16 protein-coding genes are annotated in these 18,060 nt (G+C 49.2%); 7 read left to right on the top strand and 9 right to left on the bottom strand.

The features are described 5' to 3' along the window. Positions 1 to 71: 71 nt before the first annotated feature. From dprA to ruvX, 5 genes are all read right to left on the bottom strand, one after another. Positions 72 to 1,148 (bottom strand): DNA-processing protein DprA, encoded by a 1,077-nt coding sequence (dprA, locus tag NBZ79_RS13240; protein WP_251932947.1) that lies wholly within the window; start codon positions 1,146 to 1,148, stop codon positions 72 to 74. A gap of 634 nt (positions 1,149 to 1,782) precedes the next feature. Next, positions 1,783 to 2,436: a glycerol-3-phosphate 1-O-acyltransferase PlsY gene (gene plsY / locus NBZ79_RS13235; RefSeq protein ID WP_251932946.1), complete on the bottom strand. Its 654-nt coding sequence runs from the start codon at positions 2,434 to 2,436 to the stop codon at positions 1,783 to 1,785. 10 nt (positions 2,437 to 2,446) lie between these two features. Further along, on the bottom strand, positions 2,447 to 3,739 hold the full coding sequence (gene pyrC / locus NBZ79_RS13230) for a dihydroorotase (RefSeq protein WP_251932945.1): 1,293 nt from the start codon (positions 3,737 to 3,739) through the stop codon (positions 2,447 to 2,449). After that, on the bottom strand, positions 3,740 to 4,684 hold the full coding sequence (locus NBZ79_RS13225) for an aspartate carbamoyltransferase catalytic subunit (protein ID WP_251932944.1): 945 nt from the start codon (positions 4,682 to 4,684) through the stop codon (positions 3,740 to 3,742). 55 nt (positions 4,685 to 4,739) lie between these two features. Further along, entirely contained in the window at positions 4,740 to 5,198 is a 459-nt protein-coding gene (gene ruvX, locus NBZ79_RS13220) for a Holliday junction resolvase RuvX (protein ID WP_251932943.1), read from the bottom strand. Positions 5,199 to 5,305: 107 nt separating this feature from the next. Between ruvX and gatC the strand changes: the two genes are divergently transcribed. From gatC to gatB, 3 genes are read left to right on the top strand one after another with little or no spacing between them, the layout of a single operon-like run. Continuing rightward, the gene (gatC, locus tag NBZ79_RS13215; protein ID WP_251932942.1) at positions 5,306 to 5,593 is read left to right on the top strand and encodes an Asp-tRNA(Asn)/Glu-tRNA(Gln) amidotransferase subunit GatC; all 288 of its coding nucleotides are present in this window, start codon (positions 5,306 to 5,308) and stop codon (positions 5,591 to 5,593) included. Beyond that, positions 5,593 to 7,071: an Asp-tRNA(Asn)/Glu-tRNA(Gln) amidotransferase subunit GatA gene (gene gatA / locus NBZ79_RS13210; RefSeq protein ID WP_251932941.1), complete on the top strand. Its 1,479-nt coding sequence runs from the start codon at positions 5,593 to 5,595 to the stop codon at positions 7,069 to 7,071. The genes gatC and gatA overlap by 1 nt, the downstream gene beginning before the upstream one ends. Position 7,072: 1 nt before the next feature. Next, positions 7,073 to 8,527 carry an Asp-tRNA(Asn)/Glu-tRNA(Gln) amidotransferase subunit GatB gene (gene gatB / locus NBZ79_RS13205; protein WP_251932940.1) on the top strand — a complete coding sequence of 485 codons (1,455 nt, stop codon included), beginning with the start codon at positions 7,073 to 7,075 and terminating at the stop codon, positions 8,525 to 8,527. Positions 8,528 to 8,577: 50 nt separating this feature from the next. Here gatB and NBZ79_RS13200 read toward each other — a convergent pair whose 3' ends face one another. After that, a complete protein-coding gene (locus NBZ79_RS13200; RefSeq protein WP_251932939.1) occupies positions 8,578 to 9,573 on the bottom strand; it encodes a hypothetical protein in 996 nt (331 codons plus the stop codon). Positions 9,574 to 9,736: 163 nt separating this feature from the next. After that, on the bottom strand, positions 9,737 to 10,054 hold the full coding sequence (locus NBZ79_RS13195; RefSeq protein ID WP_251932938.1) for a hypothetical protein: 318 nt from the start codon (positions 10,052 to 10,054) through the stop codon (positions 9,737 to 9,739). A 166-nt stretch (positions 10,055 to 10,220) separates the two neighbouring features. Between NBZ79_RS13195 and recO the strand changes: the two genes are divergently transcribed. The 4 genes from recO (at position 10,221) to NBZ79_RS13175 (ending at position 15,572) form a co-directional block, all read left to right on the top strand. Next, a complete protein-coding gene (gene recO / locus NBZ79_RS13190; protein ID WP_251932937.1) occupies positions 10,221 to 10,922 on the top strand; it encodes a DNA repair protein RecO in 702 nt (233 codons plus the stop codon). A 96-nt stretch (positions 10,923 to 11,018) separates the two neighbouring features. Next, positions 11,019 to 13,247 (top strand): DNA topoisomerase IV subunit A, encoded by a 2,229-nt coding sequence (parC, locus tag NBZ79_RS13185; protein WP_251932936.1) that lies wholly within the window; start codon positions 11,019 to 11,021, stop codon positions 13,245 to 13,247. Between the two features lie 12 nt (positions 13,248 to 13,259). Beyond that, a complete protein-coding gene (locus NBZ79_RS13180; RefSeq protein WP_251932935.1) occupies positions 13,260 to 14,870 on the top strand; it encodes an AMP-binding protein in 1,611 nt (536 codons plus the stop codon). 102 nt (positions 14,871 to 14,972) lie between these two features. Beyond that, a complete protein-coding gene (locus NBZ79_RS13175; protein ID WP_251932934.1) occupies positions 14,973 to 15,572 on the top strand; it encodes a biotin transporter BioY in 600 nt (199 codons plus the stop codon). Positions 15,573 to 15,615: 43 nt separating this feature from the next. Here the strand turns inward: NBZ79_RS13175 and NBZ79_RS13170 are convergent, their stop codons facing one another. Then, entirely contained in the window at positions 15,616 to 17,196 is a 1,581-nt protein-coding gene (locus NBZ79_RS13170; protein WP_251932933.1) for a TRAP transporter large permease, read from the bottom strand. A gap of 2 nt (positions 17,197 to 17,198) precedes the next feature. Continuing rightward, the gene (locus NBZ79_RS13165; RefSeq protein WP_251932932.1) at positions 17,199 to 17,900 is read right to left on the bottom strand and encodes a TRAP transporter small permease subunit; all 702 of its coding nucleotides are present in this window, start codon (positions 17,898 to 17,900) and stop codon (positions 17,199 to 17,201) included. Positions 17,901 to 18,060: the final 160 nt, after the last annotated feature.

Genomic DNA, 18,060 nt, shown 5'->3' with positions numbered 1-18,060 from the left:
AAAACACCGCTGACTTTCTTTCGACAATTTGACCCGTCTGCCGGGTTACCTGTTTGTCATATATAGAGACGCTATTCGATGATGGAAACCCTGTTTCCGACATGGCGTTCTATTCTGCCTGCCAACTCAAGTTCAAGTAAAATCGTCAAAACCGTTGCCGGATGCCAATCGGTTTGCCGGATTAGCTCATCAATTTCTGTGGGTGTTGGGCTTAAAAGTGACATGAGATGAGGGCGTGCCATATTCGCTTCCTGTTCATCTGCAAGAGCTGATCGTCCAAAAGGCTGGATTGGAATATCTGGCTCTTTTAGCGGGCGGAGGCGAACATATTTCAGGACAGACAGAATATCCTCGGCACTTTCAACCAGAGTTGCGCCATTTCGAATTAGGTTATTCGTACCTTTCGTACGGGGATCTAGCGGCGAGCCGGGAATCGCGAAAATCTCACGGCCTTGTTCAAGCGCCAATCGCGCGGTAATGAGGGAACCGGAGCGGGGTGAAGCTTCGGCGATCAACACACCTAGCGACACGCCTGAAATAATCCGATTGCGTCGCGGAAAGTGGCGAGCCTGGGGAACGGTACCAAAGGGCTGCTCTGCAATGACGATGCCCTGCTCATAAATTTGCTGCTGAAGCTTAGCGTTTTCGCGTGGATATGGATAATCGATGCCACCACCAATGACCGCAATCGTAGCACCGAACAAAGCGGCCTGATGCGCTGCGGTGTCAATTCCTCTTGCGAGGCCGGACGCGATAACTATTTTATTTTCGCTCAGGTCATTCGCAATTGTCTTGGTTACGCGTATTGCAGCTGCAGACGCATTTCTGGCGCCTACGATACCGACTATATCTTGATTGAGAAGATGTTTATGCCCTTTAACCGTAATCACGGGTGGCGGGTCTGCTATTACGGACAGGGAAGAGGGATAGTCGGTCTCGCATGCCGCAAGCAGTGATCCTCCAAAATCTTCAATTGATTGCAGCTCCCTTTCTGCCTTGGATTTCGAGAAAACTTTGAAGGGTTTCTTCCGTCCTCCACGTCGCGCAAGTTCCGGAAGAGCCTCCAGGGCCGCTTCGGCATTCCCAAAACGATTGAGGAGCTGGAAAAAAGTAATCGGCCCGACATTTTCCGAACGAATCAAGCGCAACCAGCATATCCTTGCTTCAGCTGAAAGTTCTTTTCGGTTTTCCATTTAGGTAAAATGACAGAAATAGCATAATCGCGTCAATTGAAAAAAAAATAATATAATACTCTTCTAAAGGGCTTGTCACGCTAGACGACTCTTCAGAAATTGCAAGCTTCACATTCGAATTCAGCGCCGGTCACTAAAACCGGGGTGCCATGTCAAACAGCCTCCATGCTGAATTTGGTTGTCGAGGCAATTCTTCCTGAGGGATATCAAGAGAGGGATTCACGGGAATCGTCGGATTTGCAATTTCGCTAGATATTTTTCCGCGCTTGGTTGTGAAGGTTGGCGGGATCTCTATTTTGCCTGAAAAGGGAGGCAAGGCCGTTTTTTCTTTTACGTAAGGGGATTGATAATTCTTCACCTCTTTGGGGCGGAGAGAGTAACTCCGGCAAAAAGTCTCAGATCGTTGAGCAATAACTGCTTTTCGGCGGCGCACATTTTGTGAAAAGCTGCGTTTGACAGCTGCCGAGAATCTTTTTAGGTGGTCAACCTGGTCCTGATGGGGCTTCATTTGGATATTAGGTTTTGAAATTTATAAGCTGAACATCTCGTATATATAGTTTTTGGAAACTATATTTCAATTAAAAGGTGCTTATTCCTTTTTCTTGCCTATTCTGGGCTCGGTCCCTTTCAACAAGCGGCCGATATTTTGATAGTGCCGCACGAAAATCAGAACCGCCATAACCCCGGCGAACTCGATGCGCTGCACATCACCAAAATAGCTATTTCCGATTGGTGACAATACCATCAACCCATAGAGATAGGCCGGTGCAAGCGCGGCGGAAATTAATGCTGATAAAGATGAATAGCGCAAAGTAAAGGCAACCAACAGCCAGGTAATACCTACTGCAAGCCCGGCCGGCCAGCTTATGGCGAACATGATTCCGATAAAGGTTGCGACGCCTTTACCGCCTTTAAATTTGAGCCATACCGGAAAAAGGTGGCCGAGGAAAGCACCTCCGCCTGCCAGGACAGCGTAATCTTGAGTAAGATATGTATAGGCGAGAAGGACGACCAAAGCGCCTTTGCCGCCATCCAATAGTAGTGTTGCAAGAGCAAGGCCCTTGTTTCCGGTCCGGAGAACATTCGTTGCACCAATGTTACCCGAGCCTATTTTACGAACATCCCCTAAACCGGCAAGTTTCGTCAAAACCAGTCCAAAAGGAATAGAACCGATAAAATACCCAACGATCACTGCCGCAAGATATGGCCAGGTATAGCTAAAATCACCAAGGGGATCTGGCATTACAAGGATCCTAAAGTTCAAAGACGACTGTGCCGTCAACAAATGTCTTCATTACGCGCCCTTGCAGCAAATGACCGTCAAATGCCGTGTTCTTGGATTTTGACTTAAGGGCATCCCCATCAACTTGCCATGGTTTTTCCGGATCGAACAAGATGATATCAGCAGCGGCGCCGTTTTTTAACCGTCCAGCGTCCAGCCCCAAGAGTTTCGCCGGGGCAACTGTCATTCTGTGCAATAGGGTTAAAAGCTCAATATCTTTATTATGATAAAGCCGCAAACTCACCGGTAACATAGTCTCCAGTCCAATGACACCCGGTTTCGCCTGGGCAAAAGGGACGCGCTTGCTGTCAGCACTTTGTGGCAAATGCTGGGAAGAGATGACATCGAGCGTTCCGTCTTTTAGGGCCTCTATGACAGCCAGTCTTTGTTCTTCTTCTCGCAACGGCGGTGAAACCCGTGCAAATGTCCGATATTCGCCGAGTTCCAGGTCATTCAGCGCATGGTAATGCGGTGCAGTACCAGCAGTTACGGGCAGCCCTTTGTCTTTTGCCCGCCGGATAGTGTCAAGGGCATCTGCGGTACTTAAATGTGCAGCATGCCAACGGGCGCCCGTCATTTCCACAAGCCGGATATCGCGTTCCACAAGAATAGCTTCTGAGCAATTTGGAATGGATTTGAGTCCCATAAAAGTCGCAGTTCTGCCGCCGGTCATGACACCGCCCGACGCCAACGCCGGTTCTTCGGCATGAACAATAATCGGCAAGTCAAACATGCTGGCATAGGCCAAGGCGCGGCGCATCAGGTTGATATTGCCAATAGCGAATTGGCCGTCGCTGATGGCGACAACACCGGCTTGGGCAAGAAGGCCAAATTCAGCCATTTCTGCGCCCAGCAATCCCTTTGTCAGGGCCCCCGTAATACAGACATTTACTGCACAAGTATTTTTCGCCCGTCTGGAAACCATTTCAACCAAAGCTGGATCGTCAATTACCGGTTCCGTGGCGGGAAAAGCGTTCATTGTCGTGACACCGCCTGCGGCAGCGGCCATACCGGCAGTTGCCATGGTTTCACGATGTTCCTTACCGGGCTCACACAGATAGGCGTGAGCGTCCACGAGGCCCGGCGCCAGGCAGAAACCTTGACAATCCTCAATTGTCGCCTGTTCCGGTAAGCCCTCGTTCCTGATATGAGACCCCCAATCAAGGATCTTTCCATCCTGGATAAGCAATCCACCCATCTCGTCCGTCGAGGTCGCGGGATCCAACAACCTGGCATTGACAAGCGCATGTACAGGTAACGTCATTTATCCGGCCTTTCGAGTTAGGAGGTCAAGGCAGGCCATGCGAATAGCAACGCCCATTTCCACTTGTTCCGAAATAGCACTGATATTCAGATCGTCAGCAATTTCTGAATCGATTTCCACACCCCTGTTCATCGGGCCTGGATGCATGATCAAAGCATCTGGTTTTGCATGGGTGAGTTTGTCTTTGTCCAATCCGAAAAAATGAAAATACTCACGGACCGACGGGACGAACGACCCCTGCATGCGTTCTGTCTGGAGGCGAAGCATCATGACGATATCAGCGTCTTTCAACCCATCTGACATCTTGTGATAAACTTCGACGCCCATTTTTGCAGCGTTTGGCGGCACCAGAGTTGTCGGGCCAACAACACGCACCCGCGCACCCATTATATTGAGGAGGGCAATGTTGGAGCGTGCCACACGGCTATGTTGGATATCACCGCAAATGGCGACAATAAGGCCTTCCAGCCGACCTTTGCGGCGACGGATTGTCAGGGCGTCCAGCAATGCCTGCGTTGGATGCTCGTGGCTACCGTCACCACCGTTGATAACCGCACAATCGACTTTCTGGCTGAGGAGATGCGGTGCCCCTGAATCAGAATGCCGGATGACCAGAACGTCAGGATGCATGGCGTTCAGGGTCATAGCCGTATCAATCAAGGTTTCTCCTTTTTTAACGGAGCTTGAGCCCACGGACATATTAATTACGTCAGCTCCAAGCCGTTTGCCCGCAAGTTCGAACGACGTTCTGGTACGTGTCGAGTTTTCGTAAAAGAGATTGATTTGGGTTTTGCCGCTGAGAACAGACTGTTTTTTGTCAGCTGTTCTGGAAAGGCTCGCGTAGGATTCTGCCAGATCTAACAACTGATTGATATCGCCAGCATTAAGGCGTGCAATATCAAGAAGATGCCGATGGGCAAATGGGATCGTGTTTACATTTGTCATTAAAAGGAAATTGTATAGCGATGAAGGCGGCTTCGGGCAAGCACGGATGCAAAAATTATCGCATTGCGTCGAGGGCACCTTGCAAGATATAGGCGGCGGCCATTTTATCAACGACTTTTGCCCGCGCTGCGCGGGATGCGTCCGCCTCCAGCAGAGTTCTTGTCACTGCGATGGTGGAAAGGCGTTCGTCCCAAAAGCACATGGGAAAATCGAAATATCCTTCCAGGTTTTTTTGAAACTGGCGAATCGATTGGCAACGCGGCCCTTCACTTCCATCCATATTCAAAGGTAGTCCGATTACAAATCCGCCGATCGCGTGATCGTCGATGATCGTTGAAATCTGAGACATATCTTCCTTGAATTTTCGACGCTTGATTGTAACCAAGGGAGTGCCTACTTTTAGTCTGGGATCTGAGACCGCCAACCCAATCGTCTTGGTTCCCGGGTCCATGCCCAGCAGTTTTTTTTCCAGGGGAAGTAAATGTTTCAGATAGGTGGGGTTGCCGAGGAGCATTGCTTACGCTAATTTGCGGCCAATGTCGGTTTGGCGCCTGTTTTAAGTTGAACAAAAGTTCCGGGCCGACTTTCCGGATAAGCTTCTTTTATAGTAAAGGGTGACAGATGTCGCTTGATAAAGCCACTGTGGCAAAAGTTGCCAATTTGGCCCGCATAAAAGTCGAGGAAAAAGATCTCGACCATCTGGCGGACGAATTGAATAACATATTAGGCTGGATTGAACAGCTTGGTGAAGTTGATACAGACGATGTTGAGCCGATGACCTCGGTTGCGGACATGCAGATGCGCTGGCGTGCAGACCAGGTGACTGATGGCGGCTATGCCGGTGAAGTTGTTGTGAATGCACCGTCCGGTGAAGACGGCTTTTTCTCTGTGCCCAAGGTAATCGAATAATGACTGATCTTACCAAACTGACCGTATCGGCGGCATTAGACGGCATGGCCGCGGGAGATTTCTCCGCCCGCGAATTGACAGCTGCACATATCACCGCAATGGAAGCCTCAAATGTTTTGAATGCGTTCATTACGAAAACACCGGAAATAGCGGTAGAGGCGGCAACGGCGTCGGATGCTCGGCGGGCGAAAGGGGAGGCCGGGCTCATGGACGGCATTCCCATTGCCATGAAAGACCTTTTTTGTACGGAAGGTGTGCTCACGACAGCAGCCTCTCATATTCTGGACGGCTTTACGCCAAAATATGAATCAACTGTATCCGGTAATCTATGGGCCGAAGGTGCGGTTATGCTGGGTAAGGCTAATCTTGATGAATTCGCTATGGGGTCGTCGAACGAAACAAGTTTCTACGGCAATGTAATCAACCCTTGGCGACGGACAGGAGATGACCACGCGATGGTACCGGGCGGCTCCTCTGGCGGATCCGCGAGCTCTGTCGCATCGTTTAGTGCAATGGCGGCAACCGGAACCGATACAGGTGGATCCATTCGCCAGCCTGCGTCCTTCGCGGGTATTGTGGGCATGAAGCCGACTTATGGCCGCTGTTCTCGCTGGGGCATTGTTGCCTTCGCCTCCAGTCTTGATCAGGCCGGGCCGATGACCCGATCGGTTCGTGATTCCGCGATTATGTTGCAAGCAATGGCTGGGTTTGATCCTAAAGACAGCACGAGTGTTGATATGCCCGTACCGGATTTTCAGGCAGCTTTGAGTGGTGACATACGGGGTTTGCGTATTGGTATTCCCAAAGAATACCAGCTGGATGGAATGAAGCCTGAAATACAGGCGCTTTGGGATCAAGGCATCGATTGGATGAAGGCGGCAGGTGCCGACATCATAGATATCAGCTTGCCAAATACGAAATATGCCTTGCCGGCCTATTACATAATTGCACCGGCAGAAGCTTCCAGCAACCTGGCCCGCTATGACGGTGTTCGGTTTGGATTGCGGGTTGAAGGTGAAGATCTGAATGATATGTATGCCAGTACCAGGGCGGAAGGCTTTGGCGACGAGGTGAAGCGCCGCTTGTTGATCGGCACCTATGCCTTGTCAGCTGGATATTATGATGCCTATTACCTGAAAGCGCAGAAAGTCCGTACACGGATTGCTGATGACTTTAAGCAGGCTTTTCAGGATGTTGACGCGATTCTAACGCCAACAGCGCCGTCTGCGGCGTTCGGATTTGGTGAGAAAAGTGATGATCCGCTGGCAATGTATCTAAATGATGTTTTCACTGTTCCGGGTAGCCTTGCCGGGCTTCCAGGTATTTCTGTACCTGCGGGATTGTCGGCCGACGGGTTACCTCTTGGATTGCAGGTACTTGCGAAACCGTTTGATGAGGAAACTCTGTTTAAAGTAGCTGGCGTCCTGGAGACAGCTGCAGACTTTACAGCCACGCCAGATGACTGGTGGAGGGGGTAATATGGGAATGATTATACAGGGTGCCACCGGAGATTGGGAGGTCGTGATCGGCCTTGAAATCCATGCACAAGTAACGTCAAATTCGAAACTCTTTTCAGGCTCCGATACGAAGTATGGAGCAGAACCGAATACACAGGTATCCTTTGTTGATGCGGCGATGCCGGGTATGTTGCCCGTCATTAATGAAATGGCAGTAGAGCAGGCGGTTCGCACAGGTCTCGGCCTCAATGCAAAGATCAACAAGTTCTCTGTGTTTGACCGGAAGAATTATTTTTATGCGGATTTACCGCAAGGCTATCAGATCAGTCAGTATTTGCAGCCGGTTGTTGGTGAAGGAAAAATTACCATTGATCTGAAAGGTGAGGAAAGCCGCGAAATCGGTATTACACGCCTTCATCTGGAACAGGACGCCGGCAAAAGCCTCCATGATCAACATCCCAGCCAGACATTTGTCGACCTTAACCGGTCTGGCGTTGCGCTGATGGAAATCGTGTCTGAACCGGATATGCGGTCACCGGAAGAGGCCGCGGCCTATGTGAAAAAAATACGGAGTATCGTCCGCTATCTTGGTACCTGTGATGGCAATATGGATGAAGGGTCCATGCGGGCTGATGTTAATGTTTCTGTGCGTCGTCCCGGGGACGAGTTCGGAACACGCTGCGAAATGAAAAATATCAACTCAGTGCGTTTTATGCAGCAGGCCATTGTGTATGAGGCAAACCGCCAGGTGGATATTCTGGAGGCCGGTGGCAGTGTCGATCAGGAAACCAGGCTTTATGATCCGGTCAAAGGTGAAACGCGTTCCATGCGGTCCAAGGAAGAAGCCCACGACTATCGTTATTTCCCGGATCCGGATCTGTTGCCGCTTGAGTTTGACGATGCGTTCATTGAGAAAATCAAGTCGACACTTCCTGAATTGCCGGATCAAAAAAAATCGAGGTTTGTCAGCGAATTAGGGCTGTCCCCATATGACGCGGGTGTTTTGGTCGCGGAAAAAGAAGTCGCCGATTATTTTGAATTGGTGGCGGAAGGCCGTGACGCCAAGCTTGCCGCCAACTGGGTTATCGGTGAATTGTTTGGTAACCTGAATAGAACTGGTAAAAATTTAGCTGACAGTCCTGTTTCTGCCGCGGCTCTTGGAGCCTTAATTGATCTGATTTCTGATGGCACGATTTCCAACAGAATAGCCAAGGAAGTGTTCGAAGAAATGTTCGATACGGGCAAGGCGGCTGGAGATATCGTTGAGGAAAAGGGATTGAAGCAGGTCTCCGATACCGGCGCTATCGAAGCCGCTATTGACGCGGTCATTTCCGCTAATCCGGATAAGGTTGCCGAGTATCAAGGTGGTAAGGACAAGTTGTTCGGCTTTTTCATGGGGCAGGTGATGAAAGCGACACAGGGAAAAGCCAACCCTGGTGTTGTGACGGAGATTCTGAAACCGAAACTGGATGCCTAAAAACACAGCATACGGCGAGTAATGCTCCGCCGTATGCCACTTTCATGCGGTTAAATGTCCCCATGATAATGGTGAAGATCGTCGATACATTTAATAAATGTCGCGTGGGTTGTCGTAGATTTTTTGACGAGGATTCCATGATGGTCGGTAATCGCCCAGGCCCAGTTGGATTTCTCAATATCCTTATGTTCGATGATCAGTTTAGTATCATAATGCCGGGCGTCCTTCACGCATTCTTCAAACCTACTATGGATATGTTCAGACGTTTTGATGACGACTTTTCGATGGTTGCAGATGTGCCATACCCAATGGGTTTTTGTTGCATCGTTTGTTGCGACGATTTTCCTGAAATGTAGCGTATGCCCGGCATGATCTGCCTGATGATAAGGAACAAGGGAAGAATGGTCATGCGCCGTTAGATGGCGGTGGGCATCATGCACACATTTGACAAATGTTGCGTGGATCGTTGTCGATTTTTTAATAAGAACGCCATGATGGTCAGTGACCACCCAGGCCCAGCTGGTTTTTTCAATATCCTGATGCTGGATGATCAGTTTGGTATGATAATGCCGGGCATCTCTCACGCATTCTTCAAAGCTACTGTGGATATGTTCAGAGGTTTTTACAACTGTTCGCCTATGATCGGTAATATGCCAAACCCAATGTGTTTTTGTTGTATCGCTGGTGGCAATTATTTTTTTGAAATGAAGCACATGACCAGCACTCTCCAATTGATGTGCGTTGTCAGTATGCGGATATTGAAATTGAAATTCCAACTGATGATAATGTTGCGGGGAAGAATGAGCAGCGTGCGTATACTGTGGCTGAGGACTAAGATGATATGGATGACGGGCGTACAAATGGTGCGGGTGGAGGTTTTCAGCATGCGCGAGATGCTTCAATGGGTGATGCGGATGGGCTGAGGCATCGGTGTTTCCGAAATTATGATGGGCCAAATAGCTATAATGATAATGGTAGTGATAATGGTGATGGTATAAGGCAGGACTGGGCGTCGTGTCGTAGTGGTAGGCATGTGGATGCTGCATGATCTCTCCTTTTGAAAAAGAAATTTTTCGGGAAGTCTAGTTGGCAATATCTTAAGGACGCAGCGGCGGGGTATTTGTGAGTAAAACTGATAGCTAAATGCGTATTTCATGAAGGAGTGCAGTCGAGAATTAAGGCTATCAGCGAAGACTATTCAGACACCAATCACATAAATATTATTTCCAGCCTGTAAGGTTCCGTCTGCGTGATCTGGATGACCTCTATATCTTGAAAACTCGGTGTTGATTTACGGTATGATACGCCCCAGGCTGTCACATCGATGCGGCATATTAATCCGTCATATTTCAAGGCAATCTGATGCCCGGAGGTGGGGCCGGAGCACCGGCAACGATGGTATTTAAAGGGCTCCAGAAATTCAGGTGGCGGGGGTTGCCAAACAAGATTTTCGTCACCAAGATCCTGAAATTGGAGTTGTTTATCCGTAATCGTGCTTATCAAGGCAATTTGAGTTTCCAAGGGCATTGATCCTTCCTCTTCTAATTCTCGTCAGACGCATGGTGGGGGGAGGTTGTGAGATACTGGATGATCGATTTTTCTTAATTTCTGGATCTATTTCTGCTAAAATCAAAAGATGAATTGGAATGATGCAGGTCTGATCCTCACGGCAGCAAAACATGGGGAGACAAGTATGATCATTCATGCTCTTACCCGTGAAAAAGGACGATTTGCCGGCCTTGTGCGAGGCGGCGCCGGTCGGCGTATGCGCGGTGTTTTGCAACCAGGAAATGAAGTCGACTTGTCGTGGCGCGGACGGCTTTCAGAGCAATTGGGAACATTTACAGTTGAGGCTAGAAAGGCACATACCAGTAATCTTTTTGACGCCCCTGTTGCCTTGGCGGCCAGTAGCGCGGCCTTGGCGCTACTTGATATTGCCTTGCCGGAGCGGGAACCTCATCCGGCACTTTATGACGCAAGTTTGTTATTGCTGACCTCCATGGAAAAAAATGCCGATATCTGGCCGACACTTTTTGTCAAATGGGAGCTCGGGTTGCTGGCTGAAATCGGCTATGGCCTCGATTTAAGCTCGTGTGCGGCGACTGGAAATGTCGAAAACCTCGTCTATGTTTCCCCAAAAACCGGCAAAGCTGTTAGTAAATCTGCGGGAGAGCCTTATCACGATAGACTGCTACCTCTTCCAGTATTTTTACAGCCAGGACCTACTGATTTATTGCCATCTGATGCGGCAATAAAATCAGATATTTTAAATGGATTGGCGCTTACTGGATATTTTATTGAAAAGGCAATTTTGGAACATCGGCCCAATATTCATCTCGCGGCCCGGGAACGGTTTCTCATTACCCTCGAAAAGAGCTTTTTCAGGGCTGCATAGGATCAATTGTTTGAAAATCAAAGAAGTTGGGCAAGAAGATTTAATTTCTCCAAATTTTTCCCTCCTCATTGATGAATCTGGTGGTATATAGAAGGCATGAGTGACCATTCCCCCGTAAAGCCCGGTGAGATCGTTCCAACCTCACTGAAGGACGCCATAAGCGAGCGCTACCTTGCCTATGCGATGTCGACGATCATGTCCCGTTCGCTACCCGATGTTCGGGATGGCTTGAAGCCGGTTCATCGACGCCTGTTATTTGCCATGCGGCAGTTAAAACTGGACCCGAATTCAGGTTTTAAAAAATGTGCGCGGGTTGTTGGTGATGTTATTGGTAAATACCATCCCCATGGGGATCAGTCTGTTTACGATGCGTTGGTTCGCCTGGCACAGGATTTTGCCCAGCGGTATACTCTGGTAGAAGGTCAGGGAAATTTCGGGAATATTGATGGCGATAATGCTGCGGCCATGCGGTACACCGAAGCGCGGCTGACGGTTGTCGCAGAATTGCTGCTTCGGGATATCGATCAGGATACGGTCGACTTTCGACCGACATATGATGGTGAAGACCACGAACCGGTGGTTCTTCCGTCGGCTTTCCCAAATTTGCTGGCCAATGGCTCTGCCGGCATTGCCGTCGGGATGGCAACTTCCATTCCGCCACATAATGCAGTTGAGGTTACGAACGCCCTTTTGCATCTTATAAAATTCCCCAATGCGGGAATTGATAAATTGATGGAGTTTGTTCCTGGGCCAGATTTTCCAACAGGCGGTGAGCTTGTTGAGAAACCGGAAAATATTCGCGAAGCTTATTTGACGGGCCGTGGCGGGTTTCGACAACGGGCAACATGGGAAGTGGAAGACACCGGTCGCGGCACCTATCAAATCGTTGTAACGGAAATTCCCTATCAAGTTCAGAAGAGCAAGTTGATCGAGCGAATTGCCGAGCTGATCCAAACAAAGAAACTACCATTTTTGGCGGATGTACGGGACGAATCTGCGGAAGACATTCGCCTGGTTTTGGAACCAAGAAGTAAAAATGTTGAAGCAGAGATGCTGATGCAGGGGCTTTTCCGGCTGACGGATCTGGAAAATCGGTTTTCTCTGAATATGAACGTCCTTGATGCCAGTCAAACCCCGCGGGTCATGGCATTGCGCGATGTACTGCAGGCATTTCTGGATCATCGTTTTGAAGTTCTGGTTCGGCGGTCCACTCACCGTTTGGGGAAAATCGAGGCGCGACTCGAGGTTCTTGATGGATATCTGATCGTCTTTTTAAACCTGGATGAAGTGATCCGGATTATCCGCGAGGAAGACCATCCGAAGCAAAGCCTGATCGATACGTTTATCCTGACAGATAATCAGGCCGAGGCCATTTTAAACATGCGCTTGCGATCGTTACGTCGGCTGGAGGAAATGGAACTACGGCGGGAACATGATAAGCTAAGTCTTGAAAAATCAGAGCTTGAAGCGTTGCTGGGAAGTGAAGATCTTCAGCGTGTCGCGATTTCTGATGAATTGAAGGAGCTGAAAAAGACTCTCCTTGGTATTCCTGAAATTTCTGATCGTCGCACCCGTATTGGCGAAGCCGTGGAAATGCCGGAAATTCCCTTAGAAGCAATGATCGAAAAAGAATCCATTACCGTCATATGTTCAGCCAAAGGATGGATAAGAGCCATCAAAGGACATGTGGAGCAGGGCGGTAGCGAGAAATACAAGGATGGGGACAAGGAACGTTTCTGGATCACTACGGAAACGACGGACAAACTTGTATTATTTGCGACAAATGGCCGTTTTTATACCATCGGTTGTGACAAGCTTCCGCGGGGGCGGGGGCATGGTGAACCGGTCCGACTAATGGTTGATTTGGGTAATGATCAAGATATCGTGTCCCTCTTTGTTCATAAGCCGGACAGAAAATTGCTCGTCGCCTCTAACGACGGTCGCGGCTTTATCGTCGATGAAAACGGGGTGATCGCCCAAACACGAAACGGCAAACAGACCTTGAATGTGTCAGGTGACAATGAAGCAGCATTCTGTACCGAAGTCGTGGGAGATTCTGTAGCTGTAATTGGTGAAAACCGTAAATTGAATTGCTTCGCGATTGAAGAGCTGGCTGAAATGAGCCGCGGCCGCGGTGTTACTTTACAGCGTTACAAAGATGGCGGCCTTTCAGATATCAAGACATTTAACAAGATAGATGGCTTAAGCTGGAAATCCGGCGAACGAACCCGAACAGAGCAGGATTTAACTGGATGGTATACCAGACGGGGTAATGCCGGGCGATTGGCACCCAGAGGGTTTAACAAGAACAATCGATTTTCATAAAAGGATAATTTCTTGACGGTTTATCGCACATTTTGTGAAACGGCTGCATCGTTTCCAGAAAATACATTCCTATGTGTACCAGCATATGAAAACCGAGCTTATTATCCGGAAGGTATGGAGTTTTCTTACGAGACGGCGTCGGTTGAGATTGAGCGGCTTAAAGATGTTTATCGTCGGTCAGGATATGGCTCGGGTCACCGTGTTGCTTATTTGCTGGAAAATCGCCCTGAATATCTGTTCCACTTCCTGGCCGCAAATGCCTTGGGGATTTCGGTGGTTCCCATAAACCCTGACTATCTGCATGACGAGATGTTGTATCAGATGGATCATTCCGAGGTGGATATGGCAGTAACCATCGCCTCGAGATTTGAAGATCTGAAAGCAGTGGTAAATGAAAGTGTGAAAGAACCGTCCCTGGTGGTTTTTGAGGATTTTCCTGAATTGCTGCCGTCCCCACAAACCAGGGCGGGGGATTTAACACCAGATTTACAGAGCGAAGTCAGCCTTTTATATACTTCCGGCACAACAGGTCGGCCAAAAGCCTGTATTCTGACCAACGAATATTATCTGGAAGCTGGCCGGACCTATCTGGAGCTAGGGGGACTGGCTGAGATTAGAAGAGGCGAGGAGCGGCTCTATAATCCGCTTCCGCTGTTCCACATGAACGCTGGCGCTGTGTCATTTGTCTGTATGCTGTTATCCGGCGGCTGTCTGGTTATTCCGGACCGGTTTCATCCGTCAACCTGGTGGCAAGAACTGGTGCAAACACGGTCGACCATAATTCACTATTTGGGTGTTGTGCCGCCCATGCTGCTCAATCAGCCTGTAAGCGAGCAGGAAACAAACCATTCAGTCCGGTTCGGTTTGGGCGCGGGAGTTGAACCTGAATTACATGACGTATTTGAAGAACGCTATGGGTTTCCGCTCATCGAAGTCTGGGGGATGACGGAAACCGGCCGGATTTTCGTCAACCGGCATGAACCGCGTCAAATTCATACACGGGCGTTTGGACGGCCGGAAGATGACATGATCGCCCGGGTTGTTGATGAACATGATATGGACGTCGAGGTGGGGCAGGACGGAGAGCTGCTGGTTAGCTGCCGTGGCAAGGACCCGCGCCGGGGGTTTTTCGCGGGCTACTTGAAAAATGATATCGCAACAGAGGAAGCGTGGAAAGGGAACTGGTTTCATACAGGAGACACTGTTCGCCAGGATGAAACAGGAATGCTCTACTTTGTGGATCGAAAGAAAAATATCATTCGTCGCTCCGGGGAGAATATCGCCGCGGCGGAAGTAGAAGCTGTCTTGCAGAGCCACGATAAGGTGGCTCAAGTTGCTGTAATCGCAGTGAAAGATGAAATCCGTGAAGAAGAAGTCATGGCATGTATCGTTCTCAAAGGTGCAACATCGCCGACAGGGAAACTGGCAACCAGCCTGTTTAATTTCGCCAGAGGGAAACTCGCTTATTACAAGCCGCCGGGATGGATATTGTTTGTCGAGAGCTTGCCGACCACCGGCACACAGAAAATTCAAAAAACCCAGATTTTTGAATCAGGGGTAAATCCGCTGGAACAGCCGGGTATCTTTGATTTCAGGAAAATGAAAAAGAAAATCAGCAAATAAATACTACTTATATTAGTATATTTTTATTGTATTTACGCGTCTATTCCGCTAGATAAAGCCCGTTGTCGCATTGACGGCAACAGTCTTTTGAAAGGAACTAGAATGTCATCTGTAACAAACTCTGCAATTCTTGTTGATGCATTGTGGACGCGAGATGAAAAATCTTCCAAAGCGATGCAGGCTTTTAGGCTGGGCATCCTCGCCATTGTCGGCAGCCTTCTGGTTGCGGCTTCGGCGCAGCTTACTGTGCCATTATGGCCTGTACCCATGACGATGCAGACCTTTGCGGTTGTGCTGGTTGGCGCAGCCTTTGGCTGGCGCCTTGGGGGAGCCACCCTGGCTCTTTATCTCGCAGAAGGCGCCGCAGGGCTTCCAGTATTCGCTGGAGGAGCCGGGAGTGCAGTTCATCTGGTTGGACCAACCGCTGGGTATTTGTTTGCCTTTGTCGCCGCCGCAGCGGTCGTTGGATGGCTTGTCGAAAGGGGATGGGGAAAATCAATTTTTCTGACCGCCCTTGCGATGTGTCTTGGAACGGTTGTTATCTTCGCCGGCGGGATTGCCTGGCTATCTACGTTTACCGGGTTTGAAAAGGCCATTGAAGTTGGGATGCTTCCTTTCCTTCCGGGTGCAGTTCTTAAAATTGCCCTTGCTGTAGCGGTTCTTCCGATTGCCTGGAAACTGATTGAAAAATTCCGGCGTTGATCCGGATAAACTTAAAGGAGCCGCGGGGAAACTCGCGGCTTTTTTAATATTGAGAGCCCAGAAAATTCTCCGGAAGCCAGGTCGCGAGTGCCGGAAATGCTGCAAGAATGGCGAGCGCGCCTAACTGTATAAGGACAAAAGGAATAACGCCCCTGTAAATCATTCCGGTAGTTATTTCCGCCGGGGCAACCCGTCTCAGATAGAATAACGCAAAACCAAAAGGCGGGGTTAGAAAGGACGTTTGCAAATTCATTGCAATCAGTATTCCCAGCCAGATAGGATTCACTTCCATCAGAAGTATAACCGGGGCGACTATTGGAACAACGACAAAGGTAATTTCGACAAAATCCAGAAAGAATCCAAGAATGAATATGACCAGCATCACGACAAACAAGGCACCGTATTTCCCGCCAGGCAGGTCTTTTAGCGCCTCATAAACAATATCGTCACCACCCAGTCCCCGAAAAACCAGGCTGAAAAGTGTTGCGCCGATAAGAATAACAAACACCATGGACGACATCTGCATGGTTGACAGGCAAACCTCTTTCAATATCCCGGATCTGTATAACCTGACCAAGCTAATTCCTATTCCGGCGATGAGGATTAAAATCAACGGAACCGCTAACGATAACCCGAGAAGTGCCTCTTGGGATATTCCACCAGGATCGATCCGCAAATCCAGAAAATTTGAAATGAGAAGCAGGGCCGGAACCGACGCACCCGCCATATAAATCCACCCTGCGGGCTTTTCTTTATCCGCAATACCTGCAAGCAAAATTGCGCCTACACCGCCAACAGATGCTGCTTCGGTCGGCGTCGCGACTCCCATTATTATTGAGCCGAGAACTGCCAACATCAGCGCGACAGGGGCGAAAAGTGCGCCAATTAACTTCAAGATAAGCCGGTTATCCTTAGCGGCTGCGGCGGGAAGAGCAGGAGAGCTTTGGGGTTTGAAAAAGGCAATACCAACTTGATAAAGTATATATAAGCTGACCAGCAATAGGCCGGGAACGAGCGCGCCTGCAAATAAATCGCCGACGGAAACCGGTTCAGGAGACCAGTTTCCGATCAGGCTTTGTGAGGCAACATAGGCATTGGAGATCTGCTCCCCTAGAATGATCAGGACTATCGACGGCGGGATAATCTGGCCCAGTGTCCCGGATGCGCAAATAGCACCTGCTGCCAGCTTGGGATCATAACCGTGTTTGAGCATCGTAGGCAGAGCCATTAGCCCCATGGTAACAACCGCCGCGCCGACAATACCTGTGGAAGCCGCAAGTAAGGCGCCAACAATGAAGACTGAAATCCCCAGCCCGCCCCGCAACTGTCCAAACAACATTCCCATATTTTCCAACAAGCTTGCCGCAACACGGGACCGCTCAAGCATCAACCCCATGAAGATAAACAATGGAACAGCGATAAGCACTTCGTTCCAGATGGCCGTGCCAAAAATTCGAGACGGAATGGCGCCCATCAGGCTGATCTCGAAAGCGCCGGTGAGTGAGGCAATGGCAGCCACAAATAAGGCCGAGCCGGCAAGTGTGAACGCAACAGGAAAACCTGCAAGGAGGCTTAAAATCGCCAGTAGAAACAAGCCGATGGCGAAATATTCAGGTAGCGCCATACCTAAAGCTCCGTTTGTATTTCATTGGAGGGCATGGCTTCCTTATCGCCCAAAACGAGGATGGCGTGCAGAATAGTAGAAACACCTTGCAGGATCATCATGCCGCAAAACACGATAATCACTGATTTCAGCAAATACACGTAAGGTAGCCCCGAGTTTTCAACGGATCCTTCCATGATTTGCCAGGAGCCCGAGATATATTTCCAGCTGGCCAGCAGAATAATAATGCTGACTGGGATGAGCAAAAACAAGCTTCCCAATAGATCAATGGTCGCCTGTCGTTTCGGGCCGGCTTTCGCGTAGAAGATATCAACGCGTACATGCCCGCCTTTTTGCAAAGTGTAGGCGGCACCCAGCATAAATAGCAGGCCGTGGCTATAGATAACCGTCTCTTGTGCGGCTATGGATCCCAAACCGAAGACATATCTGCCCAGCACGATTGAAAATTGAACCAAGACCATGAAAACAGCGAGCCAGGATACATATTGGCCCACAATTTTGCTGAAAGTATCGAGTGACCGCGCAATTGGCGCCAGATTATTCAATGTTGGATTTCCCTCATAAGAGCCGTCACTGCCCAGTACACATAACCCGAATGTATACGGGAGCCCTGCCCAATACGCAACTTGACCACAGCGGCGAAGATCCACAGTCTCGGCAAGGGATACAAAAGTGAACGGAATCAGTGAACTTATTGATGTCATTACAGTCGCAATTGATAGGTCAACAGCTATGACATTTTGCGCTCATGGGATGCAAAGTCGATTGTGGCCAGGCATCATTTTGACCAAAATCAGCCTTTCCATTGAAAAATATTATATATATTACAACCGGTTAAGGGCGTTTATTTAGGTAAAATGACTG

It is taken from the genome of Sneathiella marina, from assembly GCF_023746535.1.
Taxonomy (GTDB): Bacteria; Pseudomonadota; Alphaproteobacteria; order Sneathiellales; family Sneathiellaceae; genus Sneathiella; species Sneathiella marina.
The sequence above is the reverse complement of the archived record's forward strand: the minus strand, read 5'-3'. Positions and strand labels throughout refer to the sequence as shown.

Bases quoted from the DNA above. Each gene is read 5' to 3' on its own strand.
- plsY (WP_251932946.1), bottom strand. From the start codon at position 2,436: ATGCCAGATCCCCTTGGTGATTTTAGCTATACCTGGCCATATCTTGCG.
- pyrC (WP_251932945.1), bottom strand. From the start codon at position 3,739: ATGACGTTACCTGTACATGCGCTTGTCAATGCCAGGTTGTTGGATCCC.
- NBZ79_RS13225 (WP_251932944.1), bottom strand. From the start codon at position 4,684: ATGACAAATGTAAACACGATCCCATTTGCCCATCGGCATCTTCTTGAT.
- ruvX (WP_251932943.1), bottom strand. From the start codon at position 5,198: ATGCTCCTCGGCAACCCCACCTATCTGAAACATTTACTTCCCCTGGAA.
- gatC (WP_251932942.1), top strand. From the start codon at position 5,306: ATGTCGCTTGATAAAGCCACTGTGGCAAAAGTTGCCAATTTGGCCCGC.
- gatA (WP_251932941.1), top strand. From the start codon at position 5,593: ATGACTGATCTTACCAAACTGACCGTATCGGCGGCATTAGACGGCATG.
- gatB (WP_251932940.1), top strand. From the start codon at position 7,073: ATGGGAATGATTATACAGGGTGCCACCGGAGATTGGGAGGTCGTGATC.
- NBZ79_RS13200 (WP_251932939.1), bottom strand. From the start codon at position 9,573: ATGCAGCATCCACATGCCTACCACTACGACACGACGCCCAGTCCTGCC.
- NBZ79_RS13195 (WP_251932938.1), bottom strand. From the start codon at position 10,054: ATGCCCTTGGAAACTCAAATTGCCTTGATAAGCACGATTACGGATAAA.
- recO (WP_251932937.1), top strand. From the start codon at position 10,221: ATGATCATTCATGCTCTTACCCGTGAAAAAGGACGATTTGCCGGCCTT.
- parC (WP_251932936.1), top strand. From the start codon at position 11,019: ATGAGTGACCATTCCCCCGTAAAGCCCGGTGAGATCGTTCCAACCTCA.
- NBZ79_RS13175 (WP_251932934.1), top strand. From the start codon at position 14,973: ATGTCATCTGTAACAAACTCTGCAATTCTTGTTGATGCATTGTGGACG.
- NBZ79_RS13170 (WP_251932933.1), bottom strand. From the start codon at position 17,196: ATGGCGCTACCTGAATATTTCGCCATCGGCTTGTTTCTACTGGCGATT.
- NBZ79_RS13165 (WP_251932932.1), bottom strand. From the start codon at position 17,900: ATGACATCAATAAGTTCACTGATTCCGTTCACTTTTGTATCCCTTGCC.